Origin of the sequence: Bradyrhizobium tropiciagri (genome assembly GCF_018130545.1) — a bacterium.
GTDB lineage: Bacteria > Pseudomonadota > Alphaproteobacteria > Rhizobiales > Xanthobacteraceae > Bradyrhizobium > Bradyrhizobium tropiciagri_A.
Genome location: NZ_JAFCKF010000003.1, coordinates 590987 through 609460 on the forward strand (window position 1 = coordinate 590987; position 18474 = coordinate 609460).

15 protein-coding genes are annotated in these 18474 nt (G+C 64.4%); 6 read left to right on the plus strand and 9 right to left on the minus strand.

Annotation, left to right across the window (positions count from 1 at the left end; all coding sequences use genetic code 11):
• Positions 1 to 73 precede the first annotated feature (73 nt).
• Positions 74 to 310 (minus strand): DUF1127 domain-containing protein, encoded by a 237-nt coding sequence (locus JQ616_RS15595; protein WP_212015636.1) that lies wholly within the window; start codon positions 308 to 310, stop codon positions 74 to 76.
• A gap of 182 nt (positions 311 to 492) precedes the next feature.
• On the opposite strand from JQ616_RS15595, the gene JQ616_RS15600 reads away from it, so the two are divergent.
• Positions 493 to 1836, plus strand: a complete 1344-nt coding sequence (locus JQ616_RS15600; protein ID WP_212015637.1) for a PLP-dependent aminotransferase family protein — start codon at positions 493 to 495, stop codon at positions 1834 to 1836.
• A 49-nt stretch (positions 1837 to 1885) separates the two neighbouring features.
• On the opposite strand, the gene JQ616_RS15605 is transcribed toward JQ616_RS15600, so the two are convergent.
• The 3 genes from JQ616_RS15605 to JQ616_RS15615 form a co-directional block, all read right to left on the minus strand.
• Positions 1886 to 2242 (minus strand): hypothetical protein, encoded by a 357-nt coding sequence (locus JQ616_RS15605; protein ID WP_212015638.1) that lies wholly within the window; start codon positions 2240 to 2242, stop codon positions 1886 to 1888.
• An 83-nt stretch (positions 2243 to 2325) separates the two neighbouring features.
• Positions 2326 to 2919: a YdcF family protein gene (locus JQ616_RS15610; protein ID WP_212015639.1), complete on the minus strand. Its 594-nt coding sequence runs from the start codon at positions 2917 to 2919 to the stop codon at positions 2326 to 2328.
• Between the two features lie 69 nt (positions 2920 to 2988).
• Positions 2989 to 3567 carry a hypothetical protein gene (locus JQ616_RS15615; RefSeq protein ID WP_212015640.1) on the minus strand — a complete coding sequence of 193 codons (579 nt, stop codon included), beginning with the start codon at positions 3565 to 3567 and terminating at the stop codon, positions 2989 to 2991.
• 116 nt (positions 3568 to 3683) lie between these two features.
• On the opposite strand from JQ616_RS15615, the gene JQ616_RS15620 reads away from it, so the two are divergent.
• Positions 3684 to 4118, plus strand: a complete 435-nt coding sequence (locus JQ616_RS15620) for a hypothetical protein (RefSeq protein WP_212015642.1) — start codon at positions 3684 to 3686, stop codon at positions 4116 to 4118.
• Positions 4119 to 4228: 110 nt separating this feature from the next.
• Here JQ616_RS15620 and JQ616_RS15625 read toward each other — a convergent pair whose 3' ends face one another.
• From JQ616_RS15625 to JQ616_RS15645, 5 genes are all read right to left on the minus strand, one after another.
• Positions 4229 to 5473, minus strand: a complete 1245-nt coding sequence (locus JQ616_RS15625; protein WP_212015644.1) for a hypothetical protein — start codon at positions 5471 to 5473, stop codon at positions 4229 to 4231.
• Between the two features lie 305 nt (positions 5474 to 5778).
• Positions 5779 to 8181, minus strand: coding sequence for an EAL domain-containing protein (locus JQ616_RS15630; RefSeq protein WP_212015646.1), 2403 nt, complete (start codon positions 8179 to 8181; stop codon positions 5779 to 5781).
• 147 nt (positions 8182 to 8328) lie between these two features.
• On the minus strand, positions 8329 to 10335 hold the full coding sequence (locus JQ616_RS15635) for a S9 family peptidase (RefSeq protein WP_212015648.1): 2007 nt from the start codon (positions 10333 to 10335) through the stop codon (positions 8329 to 8331).
• Positions 10336 to 10413: 78 nt separating this feature from the next.
• Positions 10414 to 11802, minus strand: coding sequence for an MFS transporter (locus JQ616_RS15640; RefSeq protein ID WP_433995978.1), 1389 nt, complete (start codon positions 11800 to 11802; stop codon positions 10414 to 10416).
• A 254-nt stretch (positions 11803 to 12056) separates the two neighbouring features.
• Positions 12057 to 12233, minus strand: coding sequence for a hypothetical protein (locus JQ616_RS15645; RefSeq protein ID WP_212015652.1), 177 nt, complete (start codon positions 12231 to 12233; stop codon positions 12057 to 12059).
• A gap of 203 nt (positions 12234 to 12436) precedes the next feature.
• Here JQ616_RS15645 and JQ616_RS15650 point away from each other — a divergent pair, with 203 nt between their 5' ends.
• From JQ616_RS15650 to JQ616_RS15665, 4 genes are all read left to right on the plus strand, one after another.
• Positions 12437 to 13513 (plus strand): lysylphosphatidylglycerol synthase transmembrane domain-containing protein, encoded by a 1077-nt coding sequence (locus JQ616_RS15650; RefSeq protein ID WP_212015654.1) that lies wholly within the window; start codon positions 12437 to 12439, stop codon positions 13511 to 13513.
• A gap of 103 nt (positions 13514 to 13616) precedes the next feature.
• Entirely contained in the window at positions 13617 to 15578 is a 1962-nt protein-coding gene (locus JQ616_RS15655) for a hypothetical protein (RefSeq protein WP_212015656.1), read from the plus strand.
• A gap of 299 nt (positions 15579 to 15877) precedes the next feature.
• Positions 15878 to 17467, plus strand: coding sequence for an ABC transporter substrate-binding protein (locus JQ616_RS15660; RefSeq protein ID WP_212015658.1), 1590 nt, complete (start codon positions 15878 to 15880; stop codon positions 17465 to 17467).
• Positions 17468 to 17526: 59 nt separating this feature from the next.
• Positions 17527 to 18462, plus strand: coding sequence for an ABC transporter permease (locus JQ616_RS15665; protein WP_212015660.1), 936 nt, complete (start codon positions 17527 to 17529; stop codon positions 18460 to 18462).
• Positions 18463 to 18474 lie beyond the last annotated feature (12 nt).

Consider the following 18474-nt stretch of genomic DNA (forward strand, 5'->3'; position numbering starts at 1 on the left):
CGAGCTCGTTGTTTGAGCATGATAAAACCGATGCGTAGTTTTCCGGATCATGCTCCAACGCCGCAACAGCGGCCTAGCGGATCCGCACCAGTTCCAGATCGAGATCGCCGGCGACGGCGGGCTCGATTTGGCAGCGCGAGATTCCGATGTCGCGCAGCGTCCGATCATCGAGCTGGCGCAGCGCCTTGATCGCCTCGCGGCGCATCCAATGGCCCACGAGCGCATCGCCCGTCAGTCGGAGCAATCGGAGCAATCCGCCCAAGATACTGGGCCGCTCGGGCGCAGCGGCGGTTGAGGATATCGTCGTCATCGTCCATCTCCTTCGATGCCCAGACGGCAAAGCTATGCCGTTGACGCAAATGCCGTTTCGGCACCTGCGCCTTCATCACCTCGGATTGCGTGCGCAGTCCTCGGTACAATCATGGGCTTGTTCCCTCTTAAATGATCCGGTACATTGCTCGGAGCAAGCAAAACATTGCTCTCGGTGCAATAATGTCCCGGTTCGAATATCTGAAGCTGGCGGATGCGGTGGCCGCCGAGATCGCCAGCGGCGCGCTGAAGGCGGGCGACCGCCTGCCGCCGCAGCGTCATTTCGCCTATGACCGCAATATCGCGGTGTCGACCGCGAGCCGGGTCTACACCGAGCTGTTGCGGCGCGGGCTGGTGGTCGGTGAAGTCGGTCGCGGCACCTTCGTGTCCGGCGAAGCGCGCCGCGGTAACGTGGCCCCACCCGAGCCGCGCGGCGCCCGCATCGATCTCGAATTCAACTATCCACTGCTGCCGCACCAGGCGACGATGATCGCCAAAAGCCTCGAAGGGCTCGAGCGGCCGGAGGTGCTCGAGGGCGCGCTGCGGCCGGCAACCAGTTACGGCACGCGGGCGGCGCGGACGATCTCCGCCGAATTCCTGGCACGCAAGAGCTGGACGCCGAATCCGGACCAGATCGTATTCACCGCCAATGGTCGGCAATGCATCGCCGCCGCGCTCGCTGCCGTGGTGCCGCCCGGCGGACGCTGCGGCGTCGAGGCGCTGACCTATCCCTTCGTGAAGGGCATCGCCGCGCGGCTCGGCGTCTCGCTGGTGCCGCTCGCGATGGACGAGCACGGCGTCCGCCCCGACGCGGTGCAGAAGGCGCACCGCGAGGCGCATCTGTCCGCGATCTATGTGCAGCCCACGATCCAGAACCCGCTCAGCATCACGATGCCGGCCGAGCGCCGCGCCGAGCTGTTGCGCGTGGTGGAAAAGCTCGGCCTCGTCGTGATCGAGGATGGCGTCTACGGCTTCCTCGACGACGAGGTGCCGCTGGCCGCGCTCGCGCCGGACAACTGCATCGTGCTCGACAGCTTGTCGAAGAAGGTCGCGCCGGGCCTCGCGCTCGGCTTCATCGTTTCGCCGCCGCGGCTGCGCGAGAGCGTCATGGCCGCGGTACGCTCGGGCGGCTGGACCGCGTCGGGCTACGCCTTCGCCGCGGGGCAGCGCCTGATGGCCGATGGCACCGCCGCCGAATTGTCACGGCTGAAGCGGATCGACGCCAGCCGCCGCCAGCAGATCGCGGCGAAGCATCTGGCCGATTTCCAGATCCAGACCAACCCGAAGTCCTATCACCTCTGGCTCACCTTGCCGCCGCATTGGCGCTCGCAGACCCTGGTCGCAGCCGCAGCGCGCCGCGACATCGCGCTGACGCCATCGACCACCTTCGCCGCCACGCCGGGGCACGCGCCCAATGCGGTGCGGCTCGCGCTTGCCGCGCCGCCAATGGAGCAGCTCGACCTCGGCCTGCGCACGCTTGCGGGCATGCTGAGCGCGACCGAAGAGGATTTCGACTCGACGGAGTGACGTCGCGCATTCACTCCGAGTTGCCGGCCTTCGGAACGCAGCACCAACATCAATAACCGCAGGCGGCATACGTCTTTCGAGCGAGACGAAAATGCGCGCCCTCCGCAACGAAGTCGACATCGAGGCACTGGTTGCCTCTGCGATACTCTCCGATCACGCCGCACTGCAGATATTCGAGGTTGATCCGCCAGCGCCTTTCCTGTGGTGAGTAGGTCGCGAAGTCGTGCTGCGCGACCGGCGTTCCCCGGCAAATTCCGGCAACGTATTGCCGCACATCGAGGGGCAGGTCGTCGATATGATTGGGATCAACCGGATCGTGCTTGTTCCCGACGCTGCCCTTGGAGAGAGCCGGTGAGATGCTCAGGAGGACGAGGCATAGAGCGAGAATGGGGGTCCGGATTGTCATCTGACACTCCGCTGTAAGCAAATCAGGCGCCAATGTTACAGCGTGTTGCTTACAGCCCGCTTACATCGCCCCAACCGCTGCCTTCAAGCGACCGGCCACTCCGCGATGAATCCCCTCGCTCTGTACGGTTCGATCTTGTCCCATTCAGTGAGGACGCGGCGGCGAAACTCGGGAACGGTGTGCCAGTGCGCCCGCGGGACCGCAAAGCTATCCACCATCACCAGCATCTTCTCGACCTCCGGCCAGTGCCGTTGCAGCGTCATCGGATAGCGCCGTGCGGTCCAGCTATTGCCGAGGCAGATCACGCTTTTGATATTTGCCAGCCCCAGCGCCGCCTCGATCACCGGCAACGAGAAGATCACATTCTCGCCGGTGTTCTGCGCGCGATGTTCTTCGAGGATCCGCTCGGCGGGCACGCCGCCCGCGACCATCGCAGCCTTGATGATTTCGCATTCCGAGCGGTCATCGCCCGGCGTAATGCCCCCGCTCACGATCGAGCATCGCGCAAAGCCGTCGCGCCAGAGGCGGACAGCCGCATCGGCCCGCTCGGCCGCATCGTCGCGTGTGCCGAACACGAACAGCAGATCGGCGGGCCTCAACGGGGTCTCGATCAGGTGCTGCGCATTGATCGCGGCGATCTCGTCGTCAGACGGCATCCGCAAACTTCGATCCTGCACGCCCCGCTCTCCCCGGCCATAACGTCGCTGCGACGATGCCGCGTGCGGGCCTGCGCACGAAGTCACATTTCATTGCGCTTGATTGCGGGTGATCTTCGGCAACAGCGCTTCGGGCAATTGATCGAAGCTGTAACGCCGCGGGCGGTTGCGGGTGACGAAGCCGCCGACCTGCCACGTGAACAGCGCGGCAAAGCCGACCAGGAACAGCGCGCCCATCCAGTTCGCGGTCAACAGCGCCATCACCAGCAAGCCGAGCATGGCCACCGCAAGGCAGGCCAGCAGCGCCAGCGCGGCGGTGTATGTCTTCGGCCCGAGGCCTCCGACCAGCCTGGCCGTGCTGCCCGCCGCCTGCATCCTGCGATGCAGCTCGACGATGAAGTCGCGGTAGAGATGGCCCTGCGGCGCGACCAGCGTCGCGGTCTGCCAGGTGGTCGAAAGGATCGCGATCCGACCGCCCTTGGCATTGTCGATGTCGGCGCGGAATCGTTGCTGCTGCATCGAGACCGGGCGATAGGACAGTTTGACGGCGGAGATATCGGCGTAGTCCCAGACGCCCGACCGGCCGGCGATCCGCCACGACAGCCCGTCCTCGGTCAGCTCGAACTGGTGCGCCGAGCCGACCAACGAGGCCTTGTACGCATAGCGCATTGCGCCCTCGCCTGCCTCCGACCGGTCCTGCAACGTTGTTGGCAATCCGCCGTTCCACCTGTTCAGACACATCCGCACGCTTGCGCGGACTGTCGTGCCTATCCTACAAGCGAGCCATGCCCGAGACGACCTATTTTCCGCGTTACCTCATCCTCGGCGGCGCGATGATATCCGGCGTGCTGCTGGCGCTTGCCGTGCATATGCTCGGCGCGCGCTACGGGCTCGATCTCGGCGGCCTGTGGCGCTCCGATACCCACGAATTCATGCCGGCCGGCGCGGCGATCGCCTGGTGGCTGATCGCATCAGTCGGGTTTTCGGGCGGCTACTTCACGGCCAATCTGATGCACAGCGCGGTGGCCGGCCAGATCCCGCAGCGGATGCGGCAGTTCCTGATCGTCGTCGGCGTGCTGATGCTGGCCGGCGCCGGCCAGGCCGCCTCGGCGCCGAGCACGGTCTCGACCATTTCCGCCGTGGTCGCCGGTCTCGCCGCACTGTGCCTCGGCGCCGTGATGGCGTTCTGCGGCGCCTATTTTGCGCTGAGGAAGAGCTAGCGCGTCTATTCGTAAACGTCCGGACTCCGAGGTAAAGCGGACGTCGCTCCGCTCGGTCGCCGCAGACGGCTTATGACCCAAAGCGGACATGTCTCGCGAAGTCGATAACTTCACAACCCTCCAAAGGCACTCACCAGCGGATAAGTCCGGAAGATGAAGACGTACTCATCCCGCTCAAAAGCGAAGCTAAACTGTGATTCGTGCCAGGTCAGTGCATCCTCACTAATCGGTTCGCCATTGACTCGACTGTCGAGGAGTTGGGCATACGAAACGGCAGACGGCGTATCGGCGACATTGTCCACGAGATCGCAATAAGCGAAGCCTTTGAGTTGCGGATCAGTGTTGCCATCCGCCCAACTCTTTCTCGACTTCGCCTTGATCTCCACCGACAAATCGCCACTATCATCAAGGCGATTGAAAGAGACGTCAGACCTCGCGGGGTAGAGAGCACCAACCGCGCTTTCTTTTGATAAAAATTTGACTTCCGGCTTGCTGGGCTCCGCGTGGAAGTATGAGTAAAGCGGATGGCCGTCAAAGAGCACTGCTTTTAGATTTTTGTCGTGATACCCTTCATACGCCCCCACCGTTCGGAAAGCGCGCTGCGCGTCGGAATTTGGATGCCAATACCTGGGCTTGCTCGCAGGCCAATAGGGACGAATGGCTTCGCGCACCGGCTCGGGCAGCTTGACCCAAGAAAAGCCCTTGCAGTTGGAAGGCATGGCCCGATAGCCCGGCCTCCAATGCACGTGATCCCATATGTTCTTTCTATTTATTCCCAGAACCTCATAGGTAACGAAATTCTTCGCCGCCTCGGTGCGGCGCCATTCCTGCCATTCCTCGCGCGTAGCTCTGCTAACTGTGGCGCCGAAGAATTTGAGTTCGGAAATCGGGCTTGCGTAGGCGTCCTCCGAGACATAGGCGAGACCGAGCCAGGGCGCGTCCGCATTTTCGTAGGTCACAACCAGCGGAAGCAGCGTAGCGGGCACTTTGCCGTTTTCCGTCGTCTCTCCCTGGCAAGCTTCCGGTGGACGCACCACAACGCCCCGGCCGTCTTTCATTTTTAGGCCATACACCATCGGCGCGATGTCGATCTCGACGGTCCGATCACTATCCTTGTAGGTCGTGACCCTGACATTGCAGCCAACCACGATATCAAAATCGAGCGGATCGCCCTTGTAAGCGAAGCTGGCCTTGAACCGGTAATAGTAGCCGCGATCCTGGCCGGGAGTGGTGACCTCGACCGACTTCGTGAAACTCCAGCCGCCGAGAGCCCGGAATTCCCGGGGCACCAGTATGAGCCTCGTGCAGAACACGAGGAAGATGATGGCGCTGAGCCATGCAGCGATTGTTTTCATGTTAAACCACTTCCAGCAGTCGCGGCTTTGACCGCATAGCATTTCGGTCCAATAACAAACAGAGGTTGCACGATTAATCAGCGTCTACTGATACCTTCTTACTTCGCTTTCACCAATTGTTAGCCAGTTTGAAGACGGCGCGGCTCTTGAGGCGCTGGTCTGGTAATGGCCCAAGGCCGACATGCCGCCATCTCGGTTTCAGCGTCGCCGTTCGAGTGCAAAGCGGACGCTACCAATTTGTGAACAACGCCCGAGCCAAGCGGACGCCGGTTCGCGTCAAGAAGACGCGTCCGGCAAGAATCCAGTCAGGCCACTGACCGCTCCGGCGCCCGGTGCAGCATCCTGGCAATCTCGGCCGCCGGCCGCGGGGGGCTGAACAGATAGCCCTGTGCCTGGGTGCAGCCCTCCTGACGCAGCAGGTCGAACTGAGTGTCGGTCTCAACGCCCTCGGCCGTGGTGACGATGCCGAGGCTCTTGCCGAGGCCGGTCACCGCGCGCACGATTGCCATCGAGTCCTCACGGGTCGCCAGGTCCATCACGAAGGAACGGTCGATCTTGATCTTGTCGAACGGGAAGCTGCGCAGATAGCTCAGCGAGGAATAGCCGGTGCCGAAATCGTCGAGCGAGATGCGGACGCCGAAACCGCGCAGCTCGTGCAGCACCGCAAGCGTCGCCTCGCTGTTCTGCAGCAGCACCGATTCGGTGATCTCGAGCTCGAGCCGGTCCGCCGACAGGCCCGATGCTTGCAGCGCCGCCTTCACCGACGACACCAGGTTCGGGTTCTTGAACTGCACCGGAGACAGGTTGACCGCCACCGCGATGTCCGCGGGCCATCGCGCGGCCTCCAGACAGGCCTTGCGCAGCACGATCTCGCCGAGCGGAACGATCAGTCCGGTTTCCTCGGCGACAGGAATGAAATTGTTGGGCGCGATCAGTCCGCGCAACGCGTGATTCCAGCGCGCCAGCGCCTCGAAGGCGACGACCCGATCGCCCTCCACGTCGCGGATTGGCTGATAATAGACCTCGAACTCGTCGCGCTCGAGCGCGAGCCGCAAATCGCGCTCCAGCAGGCGCCGTGCCTGCGCACGCGCATCCATCCCGGCCTCGAAGAAGCGATAGGTGCCGCGGCCGTCGGCCTTGGCGCGGTACAGCGCAAGATCGGCCTTTTGCAGCAATTCGTCGGGATCCTTGCCGTCCTCGGGCGCCAGCGAGATGCCGATGCTGACGCCGATCACGAGCTGATGGCCGCCGATCTCATAGGGCGCCGCGATCCGCTCGACCACCTGACTTGCCAGCGACGACACGACCGACGGCTCGCAGTTGCTGCAGAACTGCACGATGGCGAATTCATCGCCGCCGAGCCGCGCCACGGTGTCGTGCTCGGTCACGCATTCGCCGAGCCGGCGCGCGACTTCGCGGAGCAGCGCATCGCCGATCGGATGCCCGAGCGTGTCGTTGATCTCCTTGAAATGATCGAGGTCGAGACAGAGCACCGCGAGCTGGTCGGAGCGCTTGGCGAGCCGCGAAGCCTTCTCGAGCTGCTCGCGGAACAAGGTCCGGTTCGGCAGGTTGGTCAGCGCGTCATGCCGCGCCATGTGCGAGATCTGTTCCTGGGCCTGCTGCCATTCGGTGATGTCTTCGAAGGTGGCGACCCAGCCGCCGCCCTTCATCGGCTGGTCGACGACGCGGATCGCGCGGTCATTGCGGCTGATGATCCGCGTCCCGCTGTTGCCGGCCTTTGCCTCGGCGATCAGGGCATCGCAGAGCTCCTCGGGATCGCCATCCCACTCGCCGACGAAATGCAGATCCTGCAGGACATCGATCAGCAGGCGTCCCTTGAGCGGCACGCCATTGCGTCCCATCATCTCGCTGTAGCGCTCGTTGTACAGCATGATGCGGCCATCCGCATCGAACATGCACAGCCCCTGCGACATGTTCTCGAGCGCGGTATCCAGCACCACCTTCTGCTTGTGGAGTTCGGTCTTGGCCCGACGATCGAGGATGGAGGCGATCAGCGAGAGGCCGAGGATCGTGAAGGCCGCAACCGCGGTCATGAACGAGAGCACGCGCGGCGAGACCGACACGCTGTCGGACACGATCGTCGGATCCGGGACCAGCGTCACCGCGCCCATCGCGGTGAAGTGATGCGAGACGATCGCAATGGTCAGAAGAACCGTCGCGGCGGCCGTGATGCCAAGACGTTCGCCGCGGGTGGCGACGACAAGCGCGAGTGCGCCAAACAGGCCTCCGAACGCGATCGAGGCGAACACGATGCCGTGCGACCAGACGATGCGCGCCGGCAGCTCCAGCCCCAGCATGCCGGTGTAATGCATCGCCGCGACACCGGCGCCGACGATCGCGCCACCGGCCGCAGCCATCGACCAGCGTTCGTCAAGCGAGGCGACGGCCAATCCGACGGCCAGGATCGCAACCGCCAGCACCAGCGACAGCAGCGTGATCGGAATGTTGTAGCCCGCGGCAATGCCGGGGTCGTAAGCGAGCATCGCGACAAAATGGGTGGCCCAGATGCCGCAGCCGCCGATCGCCGCATCCAGTCCGATCCAGACCTCGCGGGCACGCCCCTCTGCGGCGCGAGCGCGGTGAAACAGGCTGATCGTGACGGCGCTGGCGAGCAGGCAGATCACCCCACCAAGGACGACCAATCGCCAGTCATGTTCCAAGGTGAGACAAGTCAAAACGCGATACATTATAGGCCCCAGTTATGGACCCATAAAAGCAAGCGCATTGGTGTACGAACGGTAACCGCAGTGCAGCACCGCTCCACGCATGGTGAAGAAGCCTTGAATGCACGCGATGCAGTTGCGGACAACGGCGACCTGGCGGCGCAATTCGTCTCAGCCGCGCAGCCCGGGCACCAGTTCGGCTCCGGTCTCGACCTTGAGCGATGAACCCGCGAAATCATTGCCAATCGGCTGGCAACGGCCGCCAAGGTGTGTGGCGAGGAACGCTTCCGTGACGCCATAGAAGGCGAGCCGATTTTCCGGTCGCACGAAGCCGTGCCCCTCGTCGGCGAATGTGATGTAGGTGACCGGCACGGCACGCTGCTTGAGCGCATTGACCATCTGCTCGGACTCGGCGGCCACGACCCTCACGTCACGCATGCCCTGGGCGATCAGGATCGGTTTCACGGCGCGGTCGATGTGGGTCAGCGGCGAACGTTCGACCAGGAACGCGCGGCCGGCCTCGGTGTCGGGATCGCCGAGCCGGTTTTTCCAGACGCTGATCCACGGGCCCCAGTAGGGCGGGATCGTCGCCATGAAGGTGACCAGATTGGAGATGCCGAACAGATCCACGATGCAGGCGAAGGTGTCGGGCGTCTTGGTCGCAGCGACCAGCGCCGAATAGCCACCATAGCTGCCGCCGAAGAAGCCGACGCGCTTTGGATCGGCGATGCCTTGCGCGATCGCCCAATCGACCGCGTCGATCAAATCGTCATGCATCTTGCCGCCCCATTCGTGATCGGCCGCAGTGACGAAGGCTTTGCCGAAGCCGGTCGAGCCACGGTAGTTGACGGCAAGCACCGCATAGCCGCGGCTGGCCAGCCATTGATGGACCGGGCTGAAGCCCCAGGTGTCGCGGTAGTACGGGCCGCCATGGATCACCAGCACCAGCGGCACGCGGCCGGCTTCGGCCTCGACCGGCCGGGTCAGGTAGCAGTTGAGACGCAGGCCATCGCGCGAGGGGATCACCACCGGTTCCAGCTGGCGCAACGCCAGGCCGTCAAGGGCGCGGCGCTGGGTGAAGAGCTTGCGCACCTCGCGCGTCTTGCGGTCGAGCTGCGCGTATTCACCGCTCGCGGTGTCGCGCTCGAAATGGACCGTGCCGAGCCGGAGATCGTCGCTGTTGCTGACGAAGCTGATGTCGCCGGCGCCGTAACGGCCCAGATCGGCGAGGTCGTTGGCGACACTTTGATCGACGGCGTGCCAGCGCATCCGGTCTGTGATCGCCAGCGCCGCCAATGGCCGGCGATTCTCGTCGAAGATCGCCCGCACGATGTCGGCATCGTCGTCCGCGGCAAGCAGCGTGGTCTGGCGCGTCGCCATGTCGAGGGCGAACAACGCCGCCTTGTCGCGGCCGCGCGAGTCGATCAGGTACAGCGTCTTGCCGTCGGCGCTGAAATCCAGCAGCTGGGTCGTATCGGTCTCGGCGATCGGCACCGTCATGAACGGAGCCCAGCCGCCTTCCGGACGGCGCTCGAACACTTCGGCGGAGCCGTCGGCGATCAGGCGCGATGCCAGCCGCAGCCGGAACGTGCTGTCGGTGATCAACCCGGTATAGTCGTGGTTCTCGTAGACGAGTTCGCTGGTGCCGGTCACGATGTTGACGCGGTACATGTCGTGGTAGCGCTTGTCGCGCTGGTTGTGCCGCAGCAGCATCTCCTCGGGGAATTTGCGATCGGACTCCTGCAAGAAGGCCAGAACGCCCGCCTCCGGCGTCAATGGCACAAGCTTCCCGTCGGTGATGTCGACACTGGTGGCTCGCCAGTTCTCGTCGCCGTCGCGATCGCGGAAGAACACCACATGACGGTTGGTGTGAGCCCAGCGATAGTTGGACGAGATGTTGCGGTCGGTGACGCGCGTGACCGGCCGCGCGGCCTTGAGGTCGAACAGCGGCGCGATCCAGAGATTGTTCACGCCGTCGAGCGGCGCGACCCAGGACAGTTGCGTGCCGTCCGGGCTGAGGCGGACATTGATGTAATCGGGATTGTCGAAGAATACCCTGCGCGCGATCAGACCGGGTGCCTCTCCGCGAGCCGAACCGATCAGGCTGGCAAATGGCAGCGAGGCGCCGAACATGGCGGCGCGGCGCAGCAACAGACGACGGTCGATTGGCGCAGGCATCTGATCGGCCCCCTCGGCGACGGCCCCCGACGGCGCGAGGTTAAATGCCGCGCTGCGACCGCGCAACGACGGCCTCGCTCATTGCCGCGCTTGTGATGATGCGCCGGTCCAGATCAGCGCGGCGGCGGCAAGCAGTACGCCGGTGGAGATCACCAGTGCCACGTGCAGGCCGGCAATGAAGGCCGCGGATCGGCTGACCATCGCGCCGAACAGCGCGACACCGAGCACGCTGCCGGTCTGCCGGGTCGCATTCAACACGCCGGCCGCAATGCCGGCATGCTGCGGCTCGGCGCTGCCGAGCAACGTCGATGTCAAGGGCGGCACCAGCAGGCCGAGGCCGGCACTGATTGCGACGAGTTGCAGGCAGATCGCGCCATAGCCTGTGCCGGTGCCGATGAACAGCATCCCCACACATCCGGCGGCAGAGAGCGCCGCGCCGAGCGCGATTGTGCGGGGCGCGCCGATCCGCTCGGCGACATGCGGCGCGATCAGGTTGGCGGGCAGCACGGCGCCGAGCATCGGCACGAACGCCAGCCCGGTTGCGAACGCCGACAGCCCGTTGACGCGCTGAAAGTAGAGGCTGAGCACGAAGATCAAGCCATAGAACGCAACGTTGACGAGGAGACCGACGATCGACGTCAGCGCGAACATCCTGTGGCGGAACAGCGAGAGCGGCAGCATCGGCTGCGCCGCGCGCGCCTCGCGCCAGATGAACAGCACTGAGAAGATTGCGGCCAGCGCGAAGCCCGCGACCACGAACGGGCTATCCCAGCCGCGCGCGCCGCCCTCGATGAGCGCGCCGGCCAGCGTGCCGAGTGCTGCGATCGCCGCGAGCTGGCCCGGCAGATCGAGCTGATGCTGCTGATTGCGCGTGGTTTCGCCGGCGAAGCGCCAGGCGAGCCACAGGCCGGCGAGGCCGATCGGCAGGTTGACCAGGAAGATCGCGCGCCAGCCGACCAGCGTGATCAATGCGCCGCCGACGAACGGGCCCGCGGTCAGCGCGAGGCTCGCGCCTGCGGCCCAGACGCCGACTGCGCGCCCCCGCGCCTTCTCGTCGGCATAGGCGTGGCGCAACAACGCCAGCGAATTCGGCACCAGAATGGCCGCGGCCAGCCCCTGCACGCAGCGCGCAGCGATCAGCGTCACCGCGTCGGGCGCGACCGCGCAGGCAACCGATGCTGCGGTGAAGATCGCAAAACCGGTCATGAAGATGCGCTTGGCGCCGATCCGGTCGCCCAGCGCACCCGCAGTCAGAATGAAGGCGGCAAAGGCGATGGTGTAGGCGCTGACCACCCATTGCAGCTCGGCCACGCCGCCACCGAGAGAGGCCCCGATGGCGTTGAGCGCCGTGTTGACGATGGTGACGTCGAGCTGGACCACGCCGTAACCGAGACTCATCGCGGCGAGCGTCAGCGTGGCCGCCAGCCCGGTCGACTGTCGATGGGACGCCGCGCGCCGGTCCGGCATGCGCCGGAGCTTTAGGGATGTCTGTTGCATGCTCGTGTCCTCGCTCTGGGCAACCAATGCGAGACATAGGTCTTCGTTTCGATAGAACACTTCGCCACAGATCGAAGTGTGTCATGATCGACGCTGGCTGGACCGTTTGGCCGTAGCCACTTGCGCGGCGTTTTGCCTCAATAGACCTACAGACCGGCTCGGGGCGCCGTATCCTGGCCCGAACCGCGGTCCGCAGCCGGATCATGCGCAGGCGCGGATCGACTTCACACTTTGGTAAACGCCAACGCGGCGTCCCTCGTCCCCATGCCGATGCATATCGTCCATTCGCTGTGCGCCAGCTTGCCCACGCCGGTGCCGGAACGACCACAAAATTGGCAAAATGCCGATGAAATCGCTGGGAATGGCGGAACATGCAGTTGTCCCATGACGATGGACGGCATGGCTGCGACTCACATTCCGCAGAGCGAGAACATATGTACCCAATATGACAAAGACACCGGACGGGGGCCGAAGCTTGGCTTGTCAAGGGCTGCACAACGCATCGGTTTTGCCTTATGGGTCATCGCGTACGGTGCGTTTGCCCGTCACCCGTCGCCGTCCGTGATCGGGTCTCACTGAAATTGCCGCCCCGCCGGGAGGATGAATGCTTCGGCTGCTGACCACGCTTGGGCGTGGTTTCAAGGAAAAGATCGGCTGGAAACGGCTTGGGATCGCCGCGAGTGTGTTGATCATCGCGCTTGCGATCACTTCGCTCGTCCACACCCTGAAGGGCGTCGATACCGGTGTCATCCTCACCGCGCTGACCGACATCGCGCCGCACCGCATCGCGTTGGCAGCGCTCTGCGTGGTCGGGGCGTTCTGCACGCTGACCTTTTATGACTTCTTCGCGTTGCGCACGATCGGCAAGACCCACGTCCCCTACCGCATCGCAGCGCTGTCGAGCTTCACCAGCTACACGATCGGCCACAATATCGGCGCCACCGTCTTCACGGGTGGCGCGATCCGCTTCCGGATCTATTCCGATTACGGCCTCTCCGCGATCGACGTCGCCAAGATCTGCTTTCTGTCCGGCCTGACCTTCTGGCTCGGCAATCTGTTCGTGCTCGGCTTCGGCATGGCCTGGCACCCCGCGGCGGCATCGGCGATGGACCTGCTGCCGCCGGCGATGAACCGGCTGATCGCGCTCGGCTGCCTTGCCGGCATCGGCGCCTATTTCGTCTGGCTGTTGACCGGCGACAAGCGCCGCGAGCTCGGCCAGAACGGCTGGAAGGTGGTGCTGCCGTCGGCCAAGCTGACGCTGCTGCAGATCATGATCGGCGTCGTCGATCTCGGCTTCTGCGCGCTCGCGATGTACTTGCTGATGCCGACCGAGCCGCATATCGACTTCGTCTCGCTGGCGGTCGTGTTCATCCTGGCGACGCTGCTCGGCTTCGCCAGCCACGCCCCGGGCTCGATCGGCGTGTTCGACGCAGCGATGCTGGTGGCGCTGCCGGAGTTCAGCAAGGAACAATTGCTGGCAACGCTGGTCGTGTTCCGTATCCTCTATTTCCTGATCCCGTTCGGGATTTCGATCTCGATCATGGGTATGCGCGAGCTGTGGCTCAACGTGGTGCAGCCGTGGCAGGAGCGAAAACGATTAAGCCAGGCCTGCACGGCCTCGGCGACCGTGCGGCAGCCGATCGAAAGCCGGCAGCAGCGGATCAGGCAGCTGAAACGGTAACAGGCAACGCTTCGGCGCCTCGCCCCGGTCTTTCGGTCCCGGATTTTCGATCCCCGCAGCCGCTTCTCTTATTTTCGCCGTACCACTCGCGTCAAACCGCGCCATGATTGGCTTTTTGGTTCGATTTTCGTTTCGCGTGACGGTCTGCAGCGTGCTGCTCGGCAGCGCGCTGGCGGCCGTATTCGCCTCGGCCGCGGAGGCGCAGGACGACAGCCAGATGCAGATCTCCTGGGAGGTCCGCAACCGCTTCCGCCTGTTCCGCGAGGAACGCGACTTCCGCCTGCATGTCGAAAGCGGGCTCGGCCGCAGCGTGCTGGCCTCGGAACAGGCGCTGGAACTGCAGAGCGACGGCCGCGGCTGGGCCCGCAACACGGTCAACCGGCTCTGCATCGACCTGCAAGGTCGCGTCAACGAGCCCTGCACCCGCGATAACGTCAAGGAAAGCTATCTGACGCCGATCGATCACCCGATCACCGTGCGGCTCACCGGCCCGGTTCCGGTCGGTGCCACCTGCGCCTGGTCGTTCGACGACGGCGACGGGCCGCAATCCCAGACCTTCGATTGCGCCGAGCCGGTCAACCTGCGCGTTCGCTACGGCCGCACCACGGTTGCGACCGTCGACGTCGCGAGCGGCGCGGAGTCCAACCAGCGCGTCACGACCCAGATCGCGGTGCGTGACTTGCTGATCGCGGGCCTCGGCGACAGCATCGCATCCGGCGAGGGCAATCCCGACCGCGCGATCGCGCTCTCCGACGAGGGGTTCTGCTTCCGCTCCTATCTCGGCGGCGCGCAATATTACCGGCCGAGCCGCGCCGGCTACAAAGGCGGCCGCGCCTGCGAGGCGCCGGATACCCTGACCAACTGGCAGCGCCAGAGCGCGCTGTGGCTCAACTCGGCGTGTCACCGCTCGCTGTACAGCTACCAGACCCGCACCGCGCTTGCGCTCGCCGTGCAATACCCGCACATCGCGGTGACCTATCTGCCGCTGGCCTGCACCGGCGCCAGCATCGCCGACGGCCTGCTCGGCTCGCAGCAGGCGCGAGAATGCCTGCCGACCAAGACCGCCAACACCTGCTCCGGCACCGTCAACGGCCAGATCGCGGAGTTGCGCACAGCGCTCGCCGCTGCCAAGCGCCGACAGCCGGACCGCACGCTCGACCTCGTGCTGCTGTCGATCGGCGCCAACGACATCTACTTCTCCGGCCTCGTCTCCAACGTGATCGTCGACACCCCGACCGAACGCGCGCTGTTCAGCCAAGGCGGCTCGCTGGCGAGCGTCGACGATGCCCGCTCGGCACTGGCGCGCGACCTGCCGGCCGGCTTTGCCAAGCTGCGCGAGGCGCTGAAGCCGCTGGTCGGCGGCGACCTCTCGCACGTGATCTACACGGCTTACGCCAATCCGGCGCTGGCCAATGGCGGCACGCCGTGCCCCGGCGGCCGCGCCGGCTTCGAGATCCATCCCGCCTTCAAGGCCGATCCGCGACGGCTCGCGGAGGTCTCGACCTTCGTGCAGAACGAGTTCCTGCCGCAGATCAAGGCACTCGCGCAGTGCCAGTCCGGCATCATCTGCCGCAATCCGCGCGCCGACCGCATGACCTTCGTCGATGCGCATCAGGATGCGTTCGCAAGCCACGGCTTCTGCGCGCGCGCCTCGACCGATCCGGAGTTCGACCGCGACTGCTTCGCCGCGAATGGCGACAGTTTCGAATCCGACATCGTCGCCGCGGCCAACCAGCCGCTCAAATGCGGCCGCAGTGCCGGCGAGTACCGCGCCTATCTGCCGCGCGCACGCTGGATCCGCGACGCCAATGACAGCTATTTCGCCGCGATGACCTACCCGCAGGGCCTGCCGTCCTCGATGCAGCCAACCGACATCCACGACGCGACATGGGGCATCCTATCGGCGGTGTATGGCGGCGCGGTGCACCCCACCGCGGAAGGCCACGCAGCGATGGCCGATGCCGCGGTGCCGGCCGCCGCCACCGTTCTGCAGTTGAACACCGCCGTGCCCGAGGTGATTTCCGAGCCGGTGGCCCCGCTGCCGACTGCGCCGGAACAGCGCTGAACTGGCGATCCGCCGAGCCAAATTTCATTCAATAGCAATCACTTAAATACCGCGCACCTGCAGACCGAAGATGTGAGCGCGGCCAATTCAACTGCAGCGCGCGTTCTGCCATTGCAACTCTGGATGTGCACGGTCCTCGCCCTGCGCTTTTCATGCGCCGGGCTCCTGATGGTCATCCTGCCCTCGCGTCGAGCGTTCCACACCTATTGGACCCGATCGCCATCAACAGCAAACGTGCGCCTTGCGCTCGATGTGCTGCGGGTGGTCAACTCGCTGGTCGATACTCCAGTTGGGGAAGCATGATGTTCAGGCAGATTGCGATCGTGGCCGGATTGGCACTGGCCCTATCGAGCGCGGCGGAGGCCCAGACCCCGCGCAAGGGCGGCACCATTCGAATGACGGCGCCCTACGGCTCAAGCTTCACCAGCATGGACATCCACACCACCCCGCGCGCCCAGGACGAGATCTACGCCAAGGCCCTGCACCGCTCGCTCTACATCTGGGACTCGACCGAGGGCAAACCGGTTCTGGAACTGGCCAAGGAGGTCACCGTCTCGGGCGGCGGTCTCATCTATACCTTCAAGCTGCGCGACGACGCCTACTTCCACAACGGCCGCAAGATGACGGCCGATGACATCATCTGGTCCTACAATCGGATCATGGACGGCACCAAGGCCTATCCCGGCGCGCGCTTTGTCCGCGTCATCGAGGGCGCCGCCGAGGTCGAGAAGGGCCAGGCCAAGGAAATCTCCGGCCTGAAGAAGATCGACGACTTCACCCTCGAAATGAAGCTGACCGAGAAGGTCGATCCGGCGTTCTATTTCTTCACCGCGTTGACCTCGATCTATCCCGCCGATGAGGCCGCGAAGGAGAGCTTCATCCAGAAGCCGATCGGTCTTGGTCCGTTCAAATTCGTCGAGCACGTGCCGGGATCGCGCATCGTGCTGGACCGGTGGGACCGGTTCTACAAGCCCGGCAAGCCCTACGCCGACAGGATCGTGATCTCGCTGATGGGTGAAGCCGCCGCGCGTGACGTCGCCTTCCGCAACAAGGAGATCGACACCTCGGTGCTCGGGCCCGCGCAGTATGTCGCCTATCAGGCCGACCCCGACCTCAAGGGCACCATCGTCGAGGTCGCCGAGGTCTTCACGCGCTACATGGGGATGAATCCGACCTTCAAGCCGTTCGCCGACAAGCGGGTCCGGCAGGCCATCAATTATGCGATCGATACCGATCTGATCATCAAAAAGCTGGTCAAAGGCAAGGCCTATCGCGCCACCAGCTGGCTGCCGCTGACCTCGCCTGCGTACGACAAGAGCATGAAGCCCTACCCCTACGATCCCGCGAAGGCGAAGCAACTGCTTGCGGACGCGGGCTATCCCAACGGCTTTGAATTCGAATGGACCACCAGCCAGAACGAAAGCTGGGGCTTGCCGATCGTCGAAGCCGCCATCCCGATGCTGGACAAGGTCGGCATCAAGGTGAAGGTCAAGCAGGTCGAGACCGCGGTGCTGGCCGAGGTCATTCGCAAGGGCGACTTCCAGGCCTTCATCTATTCCCAGGCGACCGGCCCGGATCCGCAGGCCGCGCTGAAATGCTTCCACTCGGCGACGCCGCAATCGGCCTGCAACTACACGACCTTCAAGAATGCCGACTTCGACAAATTGATCGATGAGGCCGGGCAGACCGACGACGCCGCAAAGCGCGTCCAGCAGCTGCAAAAGGCCAATGCGCTGCTCCAGGAGGAAGCGCCGGTCTGGTTCTTCAACTACAACAAGGCTGTGATGGCGGTGCAGCCCTGGCTCAAGGGCATCCAGCTGGACGCGACGGAACTGACCCATCAGAACGTCGAAGACCTCTGGGTCGACGACACCTCGCCGGCGAAGTGACCGCACCATCGCTCTCCCTCCATCGCGCGCAACGACGGAGGGAGTGAGGAAAACGTCCAATGCTGTCCTTCGCGATCCGTCGAGTCCTCCAGACCATTCCAACCGTGCTGGCCGTCGTGCTGCTGATCTTCGTGCTGTTCAGCATCGTGCCGGGCAGCATCGCGTCGAGCATGGGCGACGACGGCCGCGGTCCCACCGACCCGCAGGTCGTGGAACGCATGAAGAAGCAGCTCGGCCTCGACGATCCCGTCTACGTCCGTTTCGGCTCCTATATCGCCAAGCTCACGATGGGCGATTTCGGGACCTCGTTCCGGACCCGCGAGCCGGTCACGACCATGATCGCGAAACGGATGTGGCCGACGCTGCAATTGATCTTCGCAGCGCTGGCATTTGCTGTCGCGGTCGGCGTCCCGCTCGGTTTCGTCGCGGCACTGCGGCCGGGCAGTATCGTCGACACAGTCTCGATGGTGCTGGCGGTGTCCGGCCTCTCGATGGCCAAATTCTGGCTCGGGCTGCTGCTGATGTATCTGTTTGCATTGAAGCTCGGCTGGCTGCCGAGTTTCGGCTATGGCGACGGCGGGCTGAAATACCTGCTGCTGCCTGCCGTGACACTCGGCGTCTCGCCGATGGCGCTGCTGGCGCGGACGACGCGCGCCGCGGTCCTCGAGATCATGACCGCGGATTTTGTCCGGACCGCGCGCTCGAAGGGCATGAGCGAAACCCGGGTCGTGACCTGGCACGTGATGCGCAATGCGCTCGTCATCATTCTCACGGTGATCGGCCTGCAATTCGGCGCCGTGATGGGGCAAGCGGTCGTGGTCGAAAAACTGTTCTCATGGCCGGGGATCGGCTCATTGCTGGTCGACAGCGTCCTGCAGCGCGACATTCCCGCCGTGCAAGGCACCATTCTCGTGGTGGTGCTGTTCTTTCTCGCGGTCAATACCCTGATTGACCTGCTCTACGGCGTGATCGATCCGAGGATCAGATACGCATGAGCGGCGGTCAGC

Excerpts from the sequence above, each read along its gene's own strand:
- JQ616_RS15595 (WP_212015636.1), bottom strand. The coding sequence starts at position 310 with ATGACGACGATATCCTCAACCGCCGCTGCGCCCGAGCGGCCCAGTATC.
- JQ616_RS15600 (WP_212015637.1), top strand. The coding sequence starts at position 493 with ATGTCCCGGTTCGAATATCTGAAGCTGGCGGATGCGGTGGCCGCCGAG.
- JQ616_RS15605 (WP_212015638.1), bottom strand. The coding sequence starts at position 2,242 with ATGACAATCCGGACCCCCATTCTCGCTCTATGCCTCGTCCTCCTGAGC.
- JQ616_RS15615 (WP_212015640.1), bottom strand. The coding sequence starts at position 3,567 with ATGCGCTATGCGTACAAGGCCTCGTTGGTCGGCTCGGCGCACCAGTTC.
- JQ616_RS15620 (WP_212015642.1), top strand. The coding sequence starts at position 3,684 with ATGCCCGAGACGACCTATTTTCCGCGTTACCTCATCCTCGGCGGCGCG.
- JQ616_RS15625 (WP_212015644.1), bottom strand. The coding sequence starts at position 5,473 with ATGAAAACAATCGCTGCATGGCTCAGCGCCATCATCTTCCTCGTGTTC.
- JQ616_RS15630 (WP_212015646.1), bottom strand. The coding sequence starts at position 8,181 with ATGTATCGCGTTTTGACTTGTCTCACCTTGGAACATGACTGGCGATTG.
- JQ616_RS15635 (WP_212015648.1), bottom strand. The coding sequence starts at position 10,335 with ATGCCTGCGCCAATCGACCGTCGTCTGTTGCTGCGCCGCGCCGCCATG.
- JQ616_RS15640 (WP_433995978.1), bottom strand. The coding sequence starts at position 11,802 with ATGCCGGACCGGCGCGCGGCGTCCCATCGACAGTCGACCGGGCTGGCG.
- JQ616_RS15645 (WP_212015652.1), bottom strand. The coding sequence starts at position 12,233 with ATGCCGTCCATCGTCATGGGACAACTGCATGTTCCGCCATTCCCAGCG.
- JQ616_RS15650 (WP_212015654.1), top strand. The coding sequence starts at position 12,437 with ATGCTTCGGCTGCTGACCACGCTTGGGCGTGGTTTCAAGGAAAAGATC.
- JQ616_RS15655 (WP_212015656.1), top strand. The coding sequence starts at position 13,617 with ATGATTGGCTTTTTGGTTCGATTTTCGTTTCGCGTGACGGTCTGCAGC.
- JQ616_RS15660 (WP_212015658.1), top strand. The coding sequence starts at position 15,878 with ATGATGTTCAGGCAGATTGCGATCGTGGCCGGATTGGCACTGGCCCTA.
- JQ616_RS15665 (WP_212015660.1), top strand. The coding sequence starts at position 17,527 with ATGCTGTCCTTCGCGATCCGTCGAGTCCTCCAGACCATTCCAACCGTG.